Annotated in this window: 13 protein-coding genes and 1 pseudogene; 7 read left to right on the top strand and 7 right to left on the bottom strand. The window is 44.0% G+C overall.

The features are described from left to right. Positions 1-4: 4 nt before the first annotated feature. The 5 genes and pseudogenes from V7K48_RS12435 to V7K48_RS12415 all read left to right on the top strand — a co-directional run bounded on the left by V7K48_RS12435 (position 5) and on the right by V7K48_RS12415 (position 6,132). The gene (locus V7K48_RS12435; protein ID WP_335072798.1) at positions 5-2,929 is read left to right on the top strand and encodes a CHAT domain-containing protein; all 2,925 of its coding nucleotides are present in this window, start codon (positions 5-7) and stop codon (positions 2,927-2,929) included. Between the two features lie 42 nt (positions 2,930-2,971). Next, complete coding sequence (locus V7K48_RS12430; RefSeq protein WP_335072796.1) at positions 2,972-4,426, top strand: hypothetical protein; 1,455 nt, start codon at positions 2,972-2,974, stop codon at positions 4,424-4,426. A 53-nt stretch (positions 4,427-4,479) separates the two neighbouring features. Next, positions 4,480-4,977: pseudogene (locus tag V7K48_RS12425) on the top strand (DUF928 domain-containing protein); the annotation flags it as partial. 313 nt (positions 4,978-5,290) lie between these two features. Then, positions 5,291-5,521: a hypothetical protein gene (locus V7K48_RS12420; protein WP_335072794.1), complete on the top strand. Its 231-nt coding sequence runs from the start codon at positions 5,291-5,293 to the stop codon at positions 5,519-5,521. Positions 5,522-5,670: 149 nt separating this feature from the next. Next, positions 5,671-6,132: a DUF1772 domain-containing protein gene (locus tag V7K48_RS12415; protein ID WP_335072792.1), complete on the top strand. Its 462-nt coding sequence runs from the start codon at positions 5,671-5,673 to the stop codon at positions 6,130-6,132. A 1,997-nt stretch (positions 6,133-8,129) separates the two neighbouring features. Here V7K48_RS12415 and tsaE read toward each other — a convergent pair. After that, positions 8,130-8,585, bottom strand: coding sequence for a tRNA (adenosine(37)-N6)-threonylcarbamoyltransferase complex ATPase subunit type 1 TsaE (gene tsaE / locus V7K48_RS12410; protein WP_335072790.1), 456 nt, complete (start codon positions 8,583-8,585; stop codon positions 8,130-8,132). A 50-nt stretch (positions 8,586-8,635) separates the two neighbouring features. Continuing rightward, positions 8,636-10,006, bottom strand: a complete 1,371-nt coding sequence (locus V7K48_RS12405) for a gluconeogenesis factor YvcK family protein (RefSeq protein WP_335072788.1) — start codon at positions 10,004-10,006, stop codon at positions 8,636-8,638. A 174-nt stretch (positions 10,007-10,180) separates the two neighbouring features. Between V7K48_RS12405 and ruvC the strand changes: the two genes are divergently transcribed. Further along, positions 10,181-10,672 carry a crossover junction endodeoxyribonuclease RuvC gene (ruvC, locus tag V7K48_RS12400; RefSeq protein WP_335072786.1) on the top strand — a complete coding sequence of 164 codons (492 nt, stop codon included), beginning with the start codon at positions 10,181-10,183 and terminating at the stop codon, positions 10,670-10,672. 219 nt (positions 10,673-10,891) lie between these two features. Here ruvC and V7K48_RS12395 read toward each other — a convergent pair whose 3' ends face one another. Both V7K48_RS12395 and V7K48_RS12390 read right to left on the bottom strand, forming a co-directional pair. After that, the gene (locus tag V7K48_RS12395; protein ID WP_335072784.1) at positions 10,892-11,626 is read right to left on the bottom strand and encodes an amino acid ABC transporter ATP-binding protein; all 735 of its coding nucleotides are present in this window, start codon (positions 11,624-11,626) and stop codon (positions 10,892-10,894) included. Continuing rightward, positions 11,619-13,109 carry an ABC transporter permease subunit gene (locus V7K48_RS12390; protein ID WP_335072782.1) on the bottom strand — a complete coding sequence of 497 codons (1,491 nt, stop codon included), beginning with the start codon at positions 13,107-13,109 and terminating at the stop codon, positions 11,619-11,621. Before V7K48_RS12390 ends, V7K48_RS12395 begins: the two co-directional genes overlap by 8 nt. Before the next feature lie 241 nt (positions 13,110-13,350). Here V7K48_RS12390 and V7K48_RS12385 point away from each other — a divergent pair, with 241 nt between their 5' ends. After that, positions 13,351-13,521 (top strand): hypothetical protein, encoded by a 171-nt coding sequence (locus tag V7K48_RS12385; RefSeq protein ID WP_335072780.1) that lies wholly within the window; start codon positions 13,351-13,353, stop codon positions 13,519-13,521. Positions 13,522-13,562: 41 nt separating this feature from the next. Here V7K48_RS12385 and V7K48_RS12380 read toward each other — a convergent pair whose 3' ends face one another. The 3 genes from V7K48_RS12380 to uxaC form a co-directional block, all read right to left on the bottom strand. Continuing rightward, a complete protein-coding gene (locus V7K48_RS12380; protein WP_335072778.1) occupies positions 13,563-14,834 on the bottom strand; it encodes a lactate racemase domain-containing protein in 1,272 nt (423 codons plus the stop codon). A gap of 5 nt (positions 14,835-14,839) precedes the next feature. Beyond that, a complete protein-coding gene (locus V7K48_RS12375) occupies positions 14,840-15,676 on the bottom strand; it encodes an SDR family oxidoreductase (protein ID WP_335072776.1) in 837 nt (278 codons plus the stop codon). Positions 15,677-16,435: 759 nt separating this feature from the next. Further along, positions 16,436-17,854: a glucuronate isomerase gene (gene uxaC / locus V7K48_RS12370; protein WP_335072774.1), complete on the bottom strand. Its 1,419-nt coding sequence runs from the start codon at positions 17,852-17,854 to the stop codon at positions 16,436-16,438. Between the last annotated feature and the right edge of the window lie 44 nt (positions 17,855-17,898).

The following is a 17,898-nucleotide window of genomic DNA, read 5'->3' as shown; positions in this document are numbered from 1 at the left end:
AACCATGCAATTACCGCTTTTACGGCAGATGAAACGTTTATTACGATTCTTGGGTTTAGGAATTGGCACAACTCTATTGATTCTGGTTTTGAGCCTCATTTATATTCCTAGTAATGCACAACTGATTCCAGCTCATCGCCATCCCCCTGATTTCGCCCCCCCTCTGTTTCAGGGGAGTGGGGATCTGGCTTCATCCACGCAAAGTAATTTCCCCGCTCAAGCTAATCAATCAACCAGTTCTGCCCTTGATCTAGTGCAGCAAGGTAAAACCAATTACCAGAAAGGGCAACTGGAACAGGCAGTCACCCTTTGGCAACAAGCAGCAGATGCCTTTGCCGCTCAAGGCGATCGCTTGCATCAAGCCATGACCCTGAGCTACCTGGCTCAGGCATACCAGCAATTAGGCGCATGGAACAAAGCCAATCCGGCGATCGCTCAGAGTCTGCAACTGCTGAAACAACCCAATCAGGGAACCACGGGTGAGTGGCTACATATTTTGGCAGAAGCCCAAACCATTCAAGGTAGCCTACAACTAGACCAGGGACAGGCATCCGATGCCTTCACTAGCTGGCAACTCGCCGCTAATGCCTTTCAACAGGCAGGCGATCAAGCCGATGTTGTCCGTAGTCAAATCAACCAGTCCCAAGCATTAGTAACCCTCGGTCTCTACAAGCGAGCGAATAATCTGCTGGGGTCACTGTATGAAAAACTGCCACCAGAAGAACCCCTCCAGCTGGCCATTCTCCTCAACTATGGCGAAACTTTGAGATTAGTCGGGTACTTACAAGCAGATCAACTGGCGCAGCCCCAAACGTCGCAGCCATCCCAAAACTCCGCAGCCATCTTACAGCAAGGTCTGGAACTGGCTCGAAAATTAAAGGCTTCCGTTGACATCACCAAAGCCCAGATTAGCTTAGGCAATACCTACCGCGCCATTTATCAACAGCAAAAACGGCTACAACCCGCTCCATGTCTTCAGCCGGAAGTGCGAGCATATCGAAGCAAGGCGCTGAAATATTATCTGCAGGCGGCTCAAGAAACTGACTCCCCAACTAGCAAAATTCAGGCCCTATCCAATCAACAAAGTCTGCTGTTGGCTACTCAGTCTGATTATGAACCGATTAATGTCGATAATGCCCAACCAACGCAGGAAGTTTTGGCGATCGCAACCAAAATTCAAGGGCAACTCGATCGCCTGCCACTCAGTCGGATAGCCCTTTATGCACAAATTCAACTAGCGCATAATCTGTTGCAGCTAGACCAGCTCCCATCAAAACTCAAAGACAGCAAAGCCAGCAATCAAGCCGCTCAACTTCTAGAAGTTGCAGTCAAACAAGCCCAAACACTAGGCGATCAGGCAGCACAATCCTATGCATTAGGTTATTTGGGTCAAGCCTATGCCCAACAGCAGCAGGGCAATAATGCCTTCAAGCTGACAGCCCAGGCGTTGAGCCTCACAACTAAAGCGCTGAACCTAGCCAAAACGATCAATGCTCCCGAAATTGCCTATCGCTGGTTTTGGCAGTTAGGTCGTCTCGACCGGGCAAACAATCCAGAGCGGGCAATCAAAAACTACAATCAAGCCTATAACACCCTACAACTGCTCAGAACAGATTTGGTATTCGATAACTCGGATCTGCAATTCTCGTTTCAAGAACATCCAGTAGAACAAGCCTATCGGGAATTTGCCGATTTGCTGCTGCAACCTCAAATTACCGGAGCAAAAGAACTCCAACAGACAAAAGAGGCAGATGATACAAATCTGCAAACAGCACGTGAGGTCATGCGATCGCTGCAAATTACCGAATTGCAAAACTTCCTTCAGCAACCCTGTGCTGAAAAAAGCTTGCAACAGCTTGACAAGATTATGGATAAGCCCAATTCTCTGACCGCGATCCTCTCTCCGATCATCTTTGGCGATCGCATTGAGGTGATCGTCAGACTACCCAATCAAAAGCTGTTCCACTATCGAACCGATTTACCTGAAGCAACCGCTAAGGCTACGATCACCCAATTTCAACGCGATCTGCAAGAGTCTTATACCTTTGATGCCGTCAAAGGGAACGGGCAGAAGATTTACAAATGGCTAATTCAGCCTGCCCAGAAACAGTTGGAAAGCGCACACATAAAAACGATTGTTTTTGTTCTGGATGGGCCTTTCCGTAACATCCCGATGACTGCGCTTTATGACGGAGAGCATTATCTGATTGAGAAATATGCGGTTTCGGTTTCTCTGGGGTTAGATTTGAGTAATCCTCAGCCACTTCCAAACGAGCACTTAAAAGTATTGGCAGCTAGCCTCGCCAATCCTCCGTATCAATCTGGGGACAAGTTTAAGTTTGCCAAATTAACCAATGTAGAGGGGGAGTTGGATGCGATTCAAAAGATTGAAAAAACGATGCGAGTCACAGCGACTCTGATTCGGGATGAAAAATTTACACGCGATTTGTTCAATCAAAAATTCAATGATTCTTCCTTTCAAATTGTTCACCTCGCGACCCACGGACAGTTTAGCTCCAACCCTCAGGATACCTTCATCTTAACCGCGGCCAGCAAGCTTTTTCTCAATGGCAAAATCCGGTTGAAAGATTTTGATGAAATGTTCCGTACCCGCGTCCTCAATCGAGCCGATGCCATTGAACTGCTGATCCTGAGTGCCTGTGAAACCGCTTCCGGTGACGATCGTGCCACCTTGGGAATTGCCGGAGCGGCTGTTAAAGCTGGCGCGCGGAGTGCGATCGCTTCCCTCTGGAGCTTGGACGACGAATCCAGTCAAAAGTTGATCTCAACGTTCTACAATAGCATCACTCAGCCCCACACAAGCCGCGCTGAAGCCCTGCGCCAAGCCCAACTCGCATTATTAGCGGATAGCCTCTATAGCCACCCCCGCTACTGGGCGCCCTTCTTACTGGTTGGAAACTGGCTCTAGCCCATCTTTAGCCCCATCTAAAATAACACATGGAGGATGCGAATGCTCAATGAACATCTCTATTTCAATGGGATCGATGGTGCCACTGGTGAGTATCTCCTCCCACCACTGACTCCTGAGCAAGTCGCCAAAATTGCTCAGGGCGAAGAATTTAACCCAGCGCACTTGCAAGAACTCCAGCGTAAAGACCGCTATGTTAAAGGGTTAGAACCAGATTTTGCCCCATTAGAGGGCGTTGATCCCAAAAATTTGGCAGAAACTGGCTGGGGAGTAATCTTTGCCTGTGACCCAGAGGCAAAAGGTCCTAATCCAGCCATAAAAGAAGCGTTGCGGGAATTATTAGAGCATCGGCAAACGCAAGCAACCCAGAACAACGAGAAATACTACCAGGAATACCTCTATCGTCCTGGTGAATCAAAAAATAAGTTTTTAGCCCGGTATAGCGTTGGGCCAGGACCCGCCGATCCGGACAAAATGCCCTATTATTTACTGATCGTGGGCGATCCCGAAAGCATTCCCTATCGCTTTCAGTATCAACTTGATGTGCAATATGCCGTAGGTCGAATTTGCTTCGACAAACCTGAAGAGTATGCTCAGTATGCTCGCAGTGTAGTAGAAGCGGAAACTGGTCACTTTTCACTGCCATGTCAGGCTAGCTTCTTTGGTGTCTGCAATCACGAAGATAATGCCACACAACTGAGTACTGCTCATCTAGTTCAACCCCTAGCCGAATGGATGACTCAAGACCAACCAGACTGGGAGGTGCAGTCGATCCTTCGAGAAGCAGCCACTAAAACCCGCTTAAGCGAGTTACTAGGCGGCAATGCCACCCCAGGATTACTGTTTACCGCCAGTCATGGGATGGGGTTTCCCAACGGAGATATTCGCCAAGCTCCACATCAGGGCGCATTGCTTTGTCAGGATTGGCCAGGTTCGCAGTGGCGCAGTGCAATTCCAGAAGACTTTTACTTTTCAGCAGGTGATGTCAGTGACGAAGCGCAATTGCTCGGTTTAATAGCCTTTCACTTCGCCTGTTACGGGGCAGGTACGCCCAAACTGGATGACTTTCTCCATCGAGACAACCTAGCCGGAGGAAATAGTACCGAACGATCGGCGATCGCCCCCCATGCCTTTGTTGCCCGCTTACCCCAACGACTGCTGAGTCATCCCAAGGGCGGTGCATTGGCCGTCATCGGGCATGTAGAGCGCGCCTGGGGCTGCTCTTTCTCTTGGTCAGACATTCGCGGGACTGATGTCGCTCGCAGACAGCTAGGGGTTTTTCAAAGCACTCTGAAGCGGCTGCTAGAAGGGCATCCGGTCGGATCTGCTGTAGAATATTTTAACGAACGCTATGCCGAACTTTCCTCCGATCTGAGTGTCGAACTGGAAGACATTAAGTTCGGCAAAACTGCCGATGATTTGAATTTAGCAAGTCTGTGGACAGCGAATAATGATGCCCGCAGCTATGCCATTATCGGCGATCCGGCGGTAAAGTAGGGTCAACGGTTGAGGGTTATCCAACATTTTGGTTTTATCTTCCTCCTTACCAACCTTCAGTAAAATTAGCAAAATTTGTGCTGTTAGATGAAAACAGACATCTTGTTCAAGCCCCTGTTTATGCCCAACTTCCTCAGACCTTAGGAGAGTTTCAGCTTTCTAAAAATCCAGGTATCATTGCCGGATTGACACTGTCAAGCAAAGAAAAAGCCCTGGAAATTGGTAAACAATATAGTTGGTATTTCTCGATTCTGTGTGATCTTCAAAAGCCGTCCAGAAACCCTGAGGTGGCTGGACAGATTCAACGAGTTCTTCCAGGTCTACTGCCCAGGGTTCCGGAACCCGCGTATATTGTCCATAGCGATACTCACAATAGCATTGAGAATGTAGTGTTTTACGATACTGTGACCCAACTGGTTAAAAAACGTCACACTTATTCATCTGCCTGGAACACTTTACTGCTCGAATCAGACGTTCCCAGTTCTGTTGAGACGGTTGAATTGAAAATTCTGTATGAAACTCCAAAAATCTGTGATTCCCCGGCTATCTAAGAGAGCGATTTTTTCTAGAACTGCAAAGCTTGCTAGAGCAGTAGTGTCTCAAGAGTTGCCAAGTAATTGCCGGAGGAATTATTAGAGAAGCTTTTTAATTACTTGATACAAAGCTTAGAAAAGAAAGTGGAAGAAGAACATTTGTGGTGTGGTCACAATGGGAAGGTAATAGACGGTTCAACTGTCTCTATGCCGGACACCGTAGAGAACCAAAAAGAATACCCTCAATCTAGTAGCCAGAAACCCGGATGTGGATTCCCAATTGCCAAAATTGGTGTGATATTCAATTTAGTGACGATGTAAAACACCCTCAATGATACGCAAAGAAATTTACGTTTTTTTGCTGGCTTACAATCTACTTCGTAGCTTAATGTGGTCGGCTGTAACTACTTACACCACTCCTCCATTACGCTTATCGTTGCAAGGTACTCGCCACCATTTAATTAACTTTATTCCCAAATTATTAGCAGCAACTTCAACAAAACATCTCCGAGTTTATCGCACTTTGCTAAAAGTTATTGCTCACAAGGCTTTAATATATTAGGATTTAGAAAAAGATTATACGGAGAGTTTCCGTATAATAAATAGTTATGCAGCTTAGATTGTTGGTTAGGGCAGCGATTTGAAGTTGTCGTTGGGGTAATTAATCTTTAAGGTGGTGTGGAGTTTAAGCAACTATTCAGAGGAGGCTCAATGATTCCAGTGATTCTAGCCCTGCTATTGAACTCTGCTCTTCTTACAGGCAACGAATTTGCTGTAGCTGCGTTTATACATCCGTCCTTGTCTCGTCAAGATCATCGTTCAAATCTCTCTGCGATACAGCGTTTTGCACATCTTTATGGCGGAGTGATGCCGATATGGATGGCGGTAACTACAGCGCTACACATTTTTGTATGCGTGATGGCATGGTTCTACTCTCCATCCGCGTTTCCTTGGTTATGTGCTGCTGCCTTAATTTGGGTTATTGTGATTCCCTTCAGCCTCATCTTTCCAGTTCCTTTGAATAATCAAGTTAAGGAATGGGATCTCAACAATTTACCTTCAGATTGGGAGAGTATCAGGAGCAGATGGGACTTGTATAACTGGCTCAGAGTCATACTTTTAATATCTGCATTTGTTTTGTTATCAGTGGGATTGAAGAACTATTCTTCTTAAGCTACTAAATCTGAAGCTCTAAAATCGGGTTTCAGTAAGCGTGGGAAGTAGTCTGTTTTGTAAGTACGAGCTCGCTGCATAACAACTCAGATATTGCTTGTTTAATTGTAGATTCTGGCAATAATTCTTTAAAAGGTAGTCCTAAACTTTGACTAAATTATCAAGTGAGGATTTGTACTCGTAGTGTCACAGTAGTAATTATGGTATTTGCTTGCTCGTCTCAAAGAAAGTATTTCATGAACGAGTAAGCTTTTTCTACCTCCAAAAAATTTTTAGACAACTGTACATCATTCCTCCATCTGTGATCGCCTGACTCATGCCATGACTGCGGGAACTGGCATTAAAGCTGTAGCCCTTATTCCACATACCTTAGAGCTTTTCTTAGTGCCATTCGGACATGATATAGTTCACAATCCAAGCGGACAAAATATACTTCAAATTTATAATTCAAGTTTAAAAAACCTAAAACTTAGCTACAGCAAGTAATTTGGCTAAAAAAGTTTCAAGAGAGCGATCGCGCTTCAAGGCGTAAAACATACGAGGCTGCACAAACTGCACTTGAATCTATTTTCCCTCAAATAGTCGTGTCTCTTCTTTTACTTGAGATTGAACGATTAATTCCTCTTATATCATGTCCGCTTGATTGCTTATTAAACCTGAAGAACCCCACCCCCAACCCCTCCCCACAGGCGGGGAGGGGAGCTAAAGCGTAGCTTTTGCGGGGTGGGGTTCTTTTATTATGGGTAATTTGGCGGACATGATATTACACGTAGTTGCATTTTTGACATTATAATTCCAGGTGCAAGATGTGAGTTGAGCGTCTCGTTGGCGCAGCCTAAGAAGAGAAGACAGTTGCTCATGGAGAAAACCCCCAGACGCCTGCAGGCTCCCCTTCTACCTTTGGGAGAAGCTAGCGCCTGCCGTAGGATGCCCGTTCGCGGAGCGTCTCGTAGAGAAGGGCTGTAGGCAGAAGACTGCGCTAACTCACTACGAACTTGTTTACCCATTAATTTAAACTTGACAGACTACTAGCGGGCACGTAAATAAACCAACCATACCCTCCGGGAAGCCGCTCTGCATCTACAAAATGGTGCAAGAGCAAGGAATATAATTCTTTTGAATGAGCGAATGAATGACTTTTAACTTCCGCCTTGCGGTACTAGTGCATCCACGTAGGCATATTAATGTCAACTAATATAGGATAAAATATCTCGTATTTCTACATAAAATCGTAGAAATACGAGATGTTGTATTTAAAAAATGCTTGATATCAGTGCTAATTACAGATGTGAATATAAGAATTATTTGCTAGTTAAAATAATTTAAAATAATTTAAAAAAATCATAAACTAGTTTTTTATTTTGTATAGATTATGAATATAACTGGGGAATACTAAGTGTAAGGAAAGTTAGACGACTTATACAGAACTTAATTGTTGTCTAACCTTTTCTCTACTAGCTTTCGCTGCTAAATAATCCCGATTGTATTTCCGAATGACAGTCGGGAACTAATCTGGTTTAAGCAAGCTGACTAAGTTCTGTAAAAACTCTCATTTAACCCAACAACAGTTTATTTACGTTTGCGTGATTAATACACCATCTAAATCAGTTTTTAACTGCTTATTACAGCAAGAAAGCTAGTAAATGCCAATTTTGAATATCTATCAATAGCGTTCAGTTAAAATCACTGTAGGTTCAATACTATTCGGATAAGATCCTTCCGTCTGCATTGTCTCCCTTTTTAAGGGGGTAAAGGGAAAAAACTCAACCTATTTGTGCCTCTGTTTTTAGCTTGAATTGAACCCTATTGCAAGATATCTGCTGTTGAACAATTCTTTGTTTATTTTTGGTTGAGATAACAATGTTAGTGACTTACAATGGCGAACGTGGTAGTGGCAGATAGGACGAGTGTGGAGTTCTCCCTCGACTATTTGCAGAAATTTTTTAGTGTTGTGACGGGAAAAGTGAAATCCCTCGTACTTCAGTCGGGAGATGAGCTTAAATCGCAGTAATGACTTCGCTAATGGCACAATTAAATGGTATGAGTTCGACTTGACGAGTGCCCCCATGCTCATAAGTCAAACTCATACTTAAATAACTATCTGGCTTGTAGGGCATTCGTTCTGCCCATTCAACTGCCACAATTCCTGGTATGACTTCAACACCTTCCCAGTAACTTTCTAAATTCAGGGCTGCAACTTCTTGTGGTTCTAAACGATATAAATCCAGGTGGTAAAGGGGGAAGCGTCCTTCCGTGTACTCATTAATCAGCATGAAAGTAGGACTGACAATGGGTTCAGCGATTCCCAAACCCTTGCCAATACCTTGAACTAGGGTAGTTTTACCAGCACCTAAATCACCTTTTAGTAAAATTACACTACCAGGGGTTAGGGATTTACCAAGAGTAATACCTAAGCGTAGCGTCGCCTCTGTATCTGCAAGAAAAATTTTCATAATTAGTCAAGAGTCAAGAGCTAGCTCACAATGAATTTCGGACTATTAACTCATCTTCCATGATGAACTCTACCGTACCACCGCAACAACACTTGTGCTAGTTTCTGCGGATTGTGACGGACAAAACCTGTTTCATCTTCATACAAAACATTAGCTGGAACAATCCTGCGCCCTAGCTGAGTTACGGCTTCTCTATCCAGGAAAACGGGATGGGAGTTTTGTTGGGCGTAGCGGATGAGTGATTGCTCCGAAGGGGATTTTTTGTGGATTAGCACGGCATCGAATAGCCGTCTTTGCCCACAAGCAGCATCAATTGCTCTGATGTGATCGGCAACAGTGTAGCCTTCAGTTTCTCCTGGTTGAGTCATTATATTGCAGATATAAATACGGGGGGCATCTGTTTGAGCGATCGCATCGGCAATTTCTGGTACTAATAAATTAGGAATCAGGCTAGTATAAAGGCTACCTGGGCCAATAATGATGTAATCAGCTTCTTTAAGTGCCTTAATAGCTGCTGGTATCGCTGGAGGATTAGCTGGAATGCAGCCAATTTTGACAATTTTACCGCCAGCTTTGGGAATGCTAGACTCCCCATCAATGCGGCGACCATCGGCTAATTCTGCCCAGAGGCGAACATCACTGAGAGTTGCTGGTAGTACTTGTCCCCGTACCGCTAGCACTTTGGAACTGGCTGCAACTGCTTGTTCTAAATCTCCAGTAATATCACTCATTGCCGTTAAAAACAAATTGCCAAAACTGTGACCCGTCAATCCATCTCCAGCCCGAAAACGGTATTGAAACAATTCTGTTAATAACTTTTCTTCATCTGCTAGTGCAGCCAAACAATTGCGAATATCCCCTGGTGGTAGCACTCCAAATTCTTGACGCAACCGCCCAGAAGATCCACCATCATCGGCGACAGTGACAATAGCAGTAATATTAGCACTGTAGGTTTTCAGTCCCCTTAACAACGTAGAAAGTCCCGTACCACCACCAATTACCACTATTTTCGGGCCTCGGTACAATCGATGATGTGCCAGCAAGACATCGATAAGTTCTTCTCCGCCTTCTGCTCTTAGTACCTTAGTAATTGAGCCTACAGTGCGAGTTTGCCCCCAAAGCACTAACAGCAAGCCGCCAACCAGCACCAAAGGCCCACTGACATAGTTGGGTAAGATGTTGGTAATTACTCCCAGAAAACTCCTAAACAACTCGATCATTAAAAAAATGGGGGTCAGCTTAATCCAAATAGCTAACCCCAAACTCGCCAGCAGTACACCCCCAATACTGATTAACAACCAACGTTTTACCGATAGTCCAGGGGATAACCATTTGAACCACTGGTTAACCCGATAGGAAGTACGAGAACGCGACTGCTTTTGCAGGGCGTTGAGGGCTTGTCTGAGAAAACCAATTGACATACCTGATTTGGAGCAGTGCTACAAACAATAATTAACAGAAAATGTACACCACTTGGTTTAAATCACCAGGCGTGAAACTATTATATTTGTCAATCCCATTAGACTAAGAGCAAGTCGTGAAGATTGCCAGTATTCCTAGTTAAACAATAGCCTGGCTTGGTAAAAGTGAATTTAATGGAAAAACGAATTTTAGGATTAGATCCAGGACTAGCAATTTTAGGATTTGGGGTAATTACCTGCACACAAACTCCTAACAAGGTGCAAGAGACTACAGTAAATATGCTGGATTTTGGGGTAATTAAAACGTCAGCAGGTGTAGAAATGGGACAGCGCCTCTGTACCTTGTTTGATGATTTACACACCCTGTTGGAGGAATTTCAACCAGATTTGGTGGCGATCGAGAAACTATTCTTCTATCGGATGTCAAGTACAATCATAGTTGCACAGGCGCGGGGTGTACTCATTTTGGTCTTGGGCCAGCGTCGTCTTCCCTACGTAGAGTATACTCCTGCTCAAATTAAGCAAGCTTTAACAGGCTATGGCAATGCTGATAAGTCAGAAGTGCAAGAGGCGGTAGCGCGGGAGCTGGATTTAGATGAAATTCCCAAGCCTGATGATGCTGCGGATGCATTGGCGGTAGCATTAACGGCTTCGTATCAGTTGTAAGTTTGAATGCAAACAATAAAGTTCTTTACTAACTGGTAAAGTCCTTTACTGGTTCGTAAAGTTCTGGGGATTAATAGAACTGCGATACCCCGAACGACTAAATCACCCTCAGCAGGCATACAAAACGGTATCTTCACCAAATACAGAAATTAACTAGGCTTCTGAAACTCCGCCATCTGTGCAAAACTCATAAAACACCGCGTTGACATTAAAAGTGAACTAAAGCATTTTTTCTAAAAATTGCTTGGCCCTTTGGGACTGAGGATTTTCAAAAAACTTGTTGGGAGTCGTATCTTCTGCTAAAGTCCCTTGATCGAGAAACATAATTCGACTAGCCACAACTCTAGCAAATCCCATTTCATGGGTAACAATCGCCATTGTTATCCCTGTTTGAGCTAAATCTTGGATCACTTGAAGCACATCTTTGACCATTTCTGGGTCTAAAGCAGAGGTGGGTTCATCAAATAAAATCATCTCTGGTGACATTGCCAAAGTGCGGGCTATAGCTACCCTTTGTTTCTGTCCCCCTGATAATTTGGATGGAAAGACATCTGCTTTTTCCTCTAAGCCCACCTTTGTCAATAACTCCATTCCTTGATTTCGGGCTAACTGCCGATTTACTCCTTTCACCTTGATCGGAGCATAGGTGACATTTTGCAATACTGTCATGTGGGGAAATAGATTAAAATGTTGAAACACCATCACCAGCTGTTGACGAACCTTGGCAATATTTACCTTGGGATGAGTGATTTCTTGCTCTTGAAAATAGATTCTGCCTTTAGTGGGGCGTTCTAGCAGGTTCATGCACCGCAGAAAGGTAGATTTACCTGAACCAGAAGGCCCAAGAATAGCAACAACTTCCCCTTGGTGAATCTCCGTAGAAATATCTTTGAGGACGTCGAGTTTGCCAAAGGATTTACACAAGAATTCTGTCCGAATTACGACTTTACTCACTTTGTCTTAACTTCCTTTCTAAAACGGATGCACTCCTAGTCAGACCCATAACTAAAATATAGTAAATTAACCCTGCAAACAGCAGAGGTTCAAAATAAATATACTTATTCGCACCAATAATTTGGGCACTGCGTAATATTTCCACTACACCAATTGTTGATACCAAAGCTGAGTCTTTCAACAGTCCAATAGTTTCATTCACCAATGCAGGTAGAATGTTCTTCAATGCTTGGGGCAAAATGATGTCCCACATCATCAAACGATAAGGAACACCCATAGACATCGCTGCCTCAGTTTGTCCTTTATCTACTGCTTGAATTCCACCCCGGATGGTTTCTGACATATAAGCCCCAGAGTTAAGGGTAAAAGTTAGCACCCCTGCTTCTAAAGCCGAGATATCATAACCTGTGAGCTGGGGTGTGGCATAGTAAACTAAAGCCAACTGTAACAGCAGGGGTGTGCCTCGAAATACGGAGGTGTAGGCGTTGGCAAGCCAGGTGAAGGGCTTAATACCAGTGATTTTGCACAAAGAAAGAACTGTACCCCAAATTAACCCGAGAAATACTGACAAAAGCGTAAACAACAATGTCAAAGGGATGCCTTTGAGAATAAAAGGAATGTCTGGGATAATTCTGGTAAAGTCTAGATTCAGCCCACCTTTAGCAGGAGATTTAGATACAGTAGCGGTTGAGGTAGTTTGTGAAAACCACTTGGTGACTAATTTTTCTAGTTCTTTTTTGGACTTCATTTGTTGCAGGACTTTATTAAAAGGTTCTACTAAGCCCGAATCTTTAGGAAAAGCGATCGCCGAGCCACTCACCTCATCTGAGGAAATAACGTTAAACTCTAAATCTGTGTTGGCTTGGGCAAATCCTCTAGCAACGGTGTCCTCAACAATTGCTGCATCAATTCGCCCCGATTTGAGTTCCTGAATTATTTCTGGTACTTTATTGAGTTGTTTTAGCTGAATCCCTGTAATTTTTTGGGCAATTTTTTTAGCATTTTGCTCTTGGATAGTCCCCAATTGTACCCCGACTTTTTTAAAAGCTAGGTCTTGGGTCTGTTTAAGATTGCTATTTTTGGGAGCGACAATCGTATCTTTTGCTTGGTAATAAATAATTGAAAAATCAACATTTTTCTGACGTTCTGGGGTGGGAGTCATCCCAGCCATAACAAAGTCAGCCCGCTTCGCTTGCAGTGCAGGAATTAATCCATTGAAATCTGATTCTATTACCTTTAGTTGAAATCCTAGCTCTTGAGCAAGAGTCTTGGCTATATCTACATCAAAGCCAACAATTTGCCTCTCACCTCCCTTAGTATCATAAAACTCATAAGGTGGATAATCTGGGGAAGTAATCATCGTCAGCGTATCTTTGCCTAAAGATGAGGCTGCTTTTAAAGAATGGCTATAACCTGTGATGATACTAATCAATACCATTGTTGCAAATAGCATCATTAATAACCATATTTTTCTTTGATTCATGAACTTGATAATTATTTAGGGAAACAGTGTATAACTCTCAAACATGAACAATAGCCAAAGAAACAAAAATTAATGTCACATCTAAAACTCTATATTGATCTGGTGTTTGTGGCGATGAGACAAACTATTCAAAAAGATTTCAATTTTTGGGGCTACCGCATCAGCTAACTAGTCAATATATTCCTCAAACTCTGATTATGCCAAAGTTTGGCTGTAAAATACCTCTTGTGTAATCATGTTAATGACTTCATTGATGGGGTTCGACAAAAGGCGATGTCTACGACGGGCTATGACGCTCGTTCGCCTTTGGCGTCTCCCCTTGGGAGAAGACTCGCTAACGCTTCGCTATCGGCGTCGCGGACTCTTCCCAGAGAGCGATCGCACTTTATCTTCTCAGCCAATTACACCTTGAGGTGCTTTGCCAAACGTTTTTTGAGATAATTGAGGGGATAACTAATTATCCGGACTTGATATTACACGGTATAGGATCTCGCCAGCCTTGGGAACAAGCAAGATACCTTCATCTTCACGGTTAGCCCATTCTGTGGGTTTAATGGTAGCCGGGTCACAATAGTTCAAGTTATGAGCAGCACAGCGTTCAGTAGAAATACCAGTAGCTAAAGTAACGCGAATCCGCGCTTGTTCCCCTTCTATGGGACCAAAAGTACCCATACCTTTTAAATGAGTACTATGAGCCAGCACTCCACCAGGATATGCTTGAAATTTATCCCACTGTTTGAGGAAGTAATCCCGCACATGATAGCCAATTTGGGCTAGGATTTCGCCGTGCGTATAGCTAAACTCAGTAATGTGAGGGGCATATATAATTACCTCGCCTCCGTCGGTCACTACTGGCTCTAGCTTGTACATTCCTTTAGCTGCTGTCCAAATGTCATCATACATTTGGGGCATTACTGAAAGCACTTGTTTAAAAGGCTGATCTACATATTTAATATGCAGTTTGGCTGATAATTTTGCAGCAGCTTCCCAAGCTGACTCTGGTTTATCTATATAAAGTCCAGCTAGCTGATTCGTTTTGGGTGCAACCACCATCGCCAGACAAAGCTTTGGGGTAGAAATTAGGTTAGCGGCTCGGTTAATCAAGCGCCGAACTGGTGTTATTCCCGGTGTACCAATGATTTCGTAACAGGTAATTAAAGCACCCAACCAGTGTGATAGATCAATTACTTCCTGACCACCAATACCGGGAAAAAAGTATTTATTTCCACCAGAGAAACCGACAACTTCGTGGGGAAAGACCGGGCCGCAAATCATTATTAGATCGTACTTTGTTACAAGCTTGTTAACACGTACTTCAACTGCTTGATGTAGCATTCCCCGGCTGATCTGTCCTATCTCATCTGCCGAAATTACTCCACAAGAAATAAAAGTATCTGGTATATTCCAAAGGTGGTTAAAAATTTGAACCTTTTTAAAAGTTGTCTCTCGCTCCTGGTGTGTTACCCCCACCAAGCGATTGATCTGTTCTTCACTCATGGGATTATGTGTACCCAGAGCAATTAAAAAATCCAGAGCCGCTACCCTTTTACCCAACTCATTATGAAGCAATCGAAACATTTGAGGTATGGGAGCAGTGCGAGTTCCATCTGGAATTAATACTAGGATGCGCTGTCCATCCAACTTAGGGTCTGCTAAAGCTTGATGAACCAGTTCGGAAACTTGCTCGTCTGAAAGTGTTCCGTTAGTTACGGCTAGTGAATACATTATTATTAAACTCCGCTGTAGATATTAAACCCACCGTCTACAGGTACGACTACTCCGTTAACGAAACTAGAACCAGAACTACATAACCAAATCAAGGTGCTGAGTAATTCATCCGGTTTTCCGAAACGTCCAGCAGGGGTATGGTCGATAATTTTTTGCCCGCGTATAGTCAAACTGCCATCTGCATTTAACAGTAAATCTCGATTTTGTTCCCCAATAAAGAAACCTGGTGCGATCGCATTTACTCGCATTCCATCTCCATACTTTTGGGCGAGTTCTACCGCTAGCCAGCGAGTAAAGTTATCTATCCCGGCTTTAGCGGCTGAGTAGCCAAGCACGCGGCTAATCACCCGAATGGCAGACATAGAAGAAATATTCACAATACAACCGTGGGGCTGATTTTTTTCCACCATTGCTTGACCAAAAACTTGGCTGGGGAGTAGAGTACCGACTAAGTTTAGGCTAACTACTTCCTCAAAAGCTGCGTGTGGCAGATCAAAAATAGTCGCATCAGCAGTAATTGTGGCAGCAGGAATATTACCACCAGCCATGTTTACCAGGATGTCTATCTGACCCCAACGCTGTATAATGTCATCCCTGGCGATTTCTAATTGGGAGCGATCGCTAACATCTGCCAGTACAGCTATGCTTTCTCCACCGTTATTGGTAATTTCAGCCACTACCGCACTCGCTCGTGCTTCATTGCGACCCAAAACGGCGACTCGCGCTCCAGCAAGGGCCAAACCCTTTGCCATAGCCCCACCAAGCACACCAGAACCGCCAGTGACTACTATTACCTGCTCTTTTAGGCTAAAAAGTTTATTTAAAATCCAGTCTGACATCAATGATTCCCCTGCTTATTCCAATTCGTAATTCGTAATTAAAAAAGTCAATATTTAATCTGGGTTTCTAAGTTTTCTCTGTAGCTAGGACTAAGGCGTGTTTTCAAACTACTCGTTAAGTCTCCTAACTTTTTAGATTTCCCTAAATCTCTCGATAAATTGGGGGACTTTAAGAGGATGTTTTAAAAGTCCTATTGTCGGTATCAAAACGTTCTAGATCCTCCTAAATCCCCCTTAAAAAGGGGGACTTTGATTCCGGTTCCCCCTTTTTTAGGGGAGCCAGCGCGGTCTTCTCCCAAAAGGAGAGACTAACGCCTGCCGTAGGATGCCCGAAGGGCTGTAGGGGGTTTCCCCCATGAGCGACTGGCGTGGGTTAGGGGGGATCTAGAAGTGCCTAAAGTCACAGCAAAACACTTTTCAAACAACCTCTAAGAGACTCTTAGCTCCACTTAAAAAGGCTAAAGTGTACACACAAGTCCTAAAAACCTAGCTTGATGAGGCTTTCCTGATTCTCATGCAAAGCATAGGAACCAGTAAAATGCTATTGTCAGTCAACACAATGCTGTTGTTATTCAACACAATGCTATTGTTATTCAACACAATGCTGTTGTTATTCAACACAATGCTATTGTCAGTCAATACAATGCCATTGCAGGTGAAAAGACTTGTGTAGACTGTAGCTTTAAAAGGGAGGTTGGGGGGATCTAATACTTTGAAAACACGCCCTAGTGCTAATAGCTTGATTTTAGAAAATTGGTATTAATCCAACTTGTAAGCAACCTTAGCGAGGTCGTAAGCCAAAGCGCGGGCCATATCATACCCTTCTTCTTCCTCAACTAATCCCCGTGTGACTAATCCGGCTAACCAGTTACAAGCTACTCGCCGCCAGATATTGTGACGAGCTGGAATAGAGACGAAAGCGCGGGTATCATCATTAAACCCAGCAGTATTATAAATTCCGGCAGTTTCCATTACCTGATTAAAGTAGCGCTCCATACCATTTACGCTGTCGTGAAACCACCAAGGCGGCCCGAGCAATATAGTGGGATAATGACCGGCTAGCGGAGCCATTTCTCGGCTCAGGGTGCTTTCATCCATACCAAAAATGATTAGGTGGAAGCGCTGATCATTACCGTAAGCTGATAACAACGGGTGCAGATTTTGAGTCCATTCTATTTTCAGTGGAATATCAGCACCTTTATCAGATCCAAATCTCTCAAATAAAGTGGCGTTATGGTTACGCATAACACCACAATGCATTTGCATCACCAAACCATCTTCCACACTCATCCGCGCCATTTCCATAAACATATGACCGATAAACTGTTCTACATCACCTGGATTCAGCTTGTCGGCTAATGCTCTAGCAAAGATAGCTTCTGCTTCCTGGTCAGAAAGGCGTGTGGTATAAGGTGTAGCTGCACCTTGATCGGTAGCTGTCGCGCCCATTTTTTTAAAGAAAGCCCGACGTTCTTCTAGAGCTTGCACAAAAGTAGCATAAGTGTTAATTTCTCTGTCTACGGTGCTTTCCAACTTTGCAAGATTTTTGCGCCAACCAGGAGTATCCAGATTAACTACTGCATCTGGTCGAAAAGTTGGTCTAATTTGAGTAAAACCTTCTTCGTGGAGCGATCGCTGATTCTCTAGGGTATCACTGGCTGCATCGGTGGTACAAAGCACTTCGATGTTAAAGCGTTTGAATAAAGCACGAGGGGAAAACTCAGGCAAGGCTAACAGACCTTCTAGGTAATCATAAATATGTCCAGCATTGCAAGAATTTAAAGGTTCATCTACGCCAAAGACGTTAGTTAGTTCGTCTTTGAGCCACAACCCGGATGGAGTACCCTGGAATAGATAAAAATGTTCGGCGAACAGCTGCCAGATTTTGCGGTGGTCGGTTTGTGCTGGTGCATCACTAGTAGGTATGCCCAAAGCTTGTAGAGGTACGCCTCGACTGTAGAGCATCCGCAAAAGGTAGTGGTCAGGGATAATAAATAATTCCGTCGGTGTACCAAAACGGGCGGCGGGATTCGCTAACAAGGCTGGATCTACGTGGCCGTGTGGGCAGACCAGAGGTAACGCAGATATACTGTCAAAAAATTGATGGGCTAGTCGTCTTTGCACTGGTTCTGGAGAAAAGCAGCGATCGGGAGATAAACTCGGTTTTTTGGTTAACATATTTTTGTCCGGTTAAAATTTTGGCGTTGCTGCCTGAAAACATG

It is taken from the genome of Nostoc sp. (assembly GCF_036919615.1).
Classification (GTDB): domain Bacteria; phylum Cyanobacteriota; class Cyanobacteriia; order Cyanobacteriales; family Nostocaceae; genus Nostoc.
Note: the sequence above shows the minus strand (reverse complement) of the source record. Positions and strands in the feature narration are given on the sequence as shown.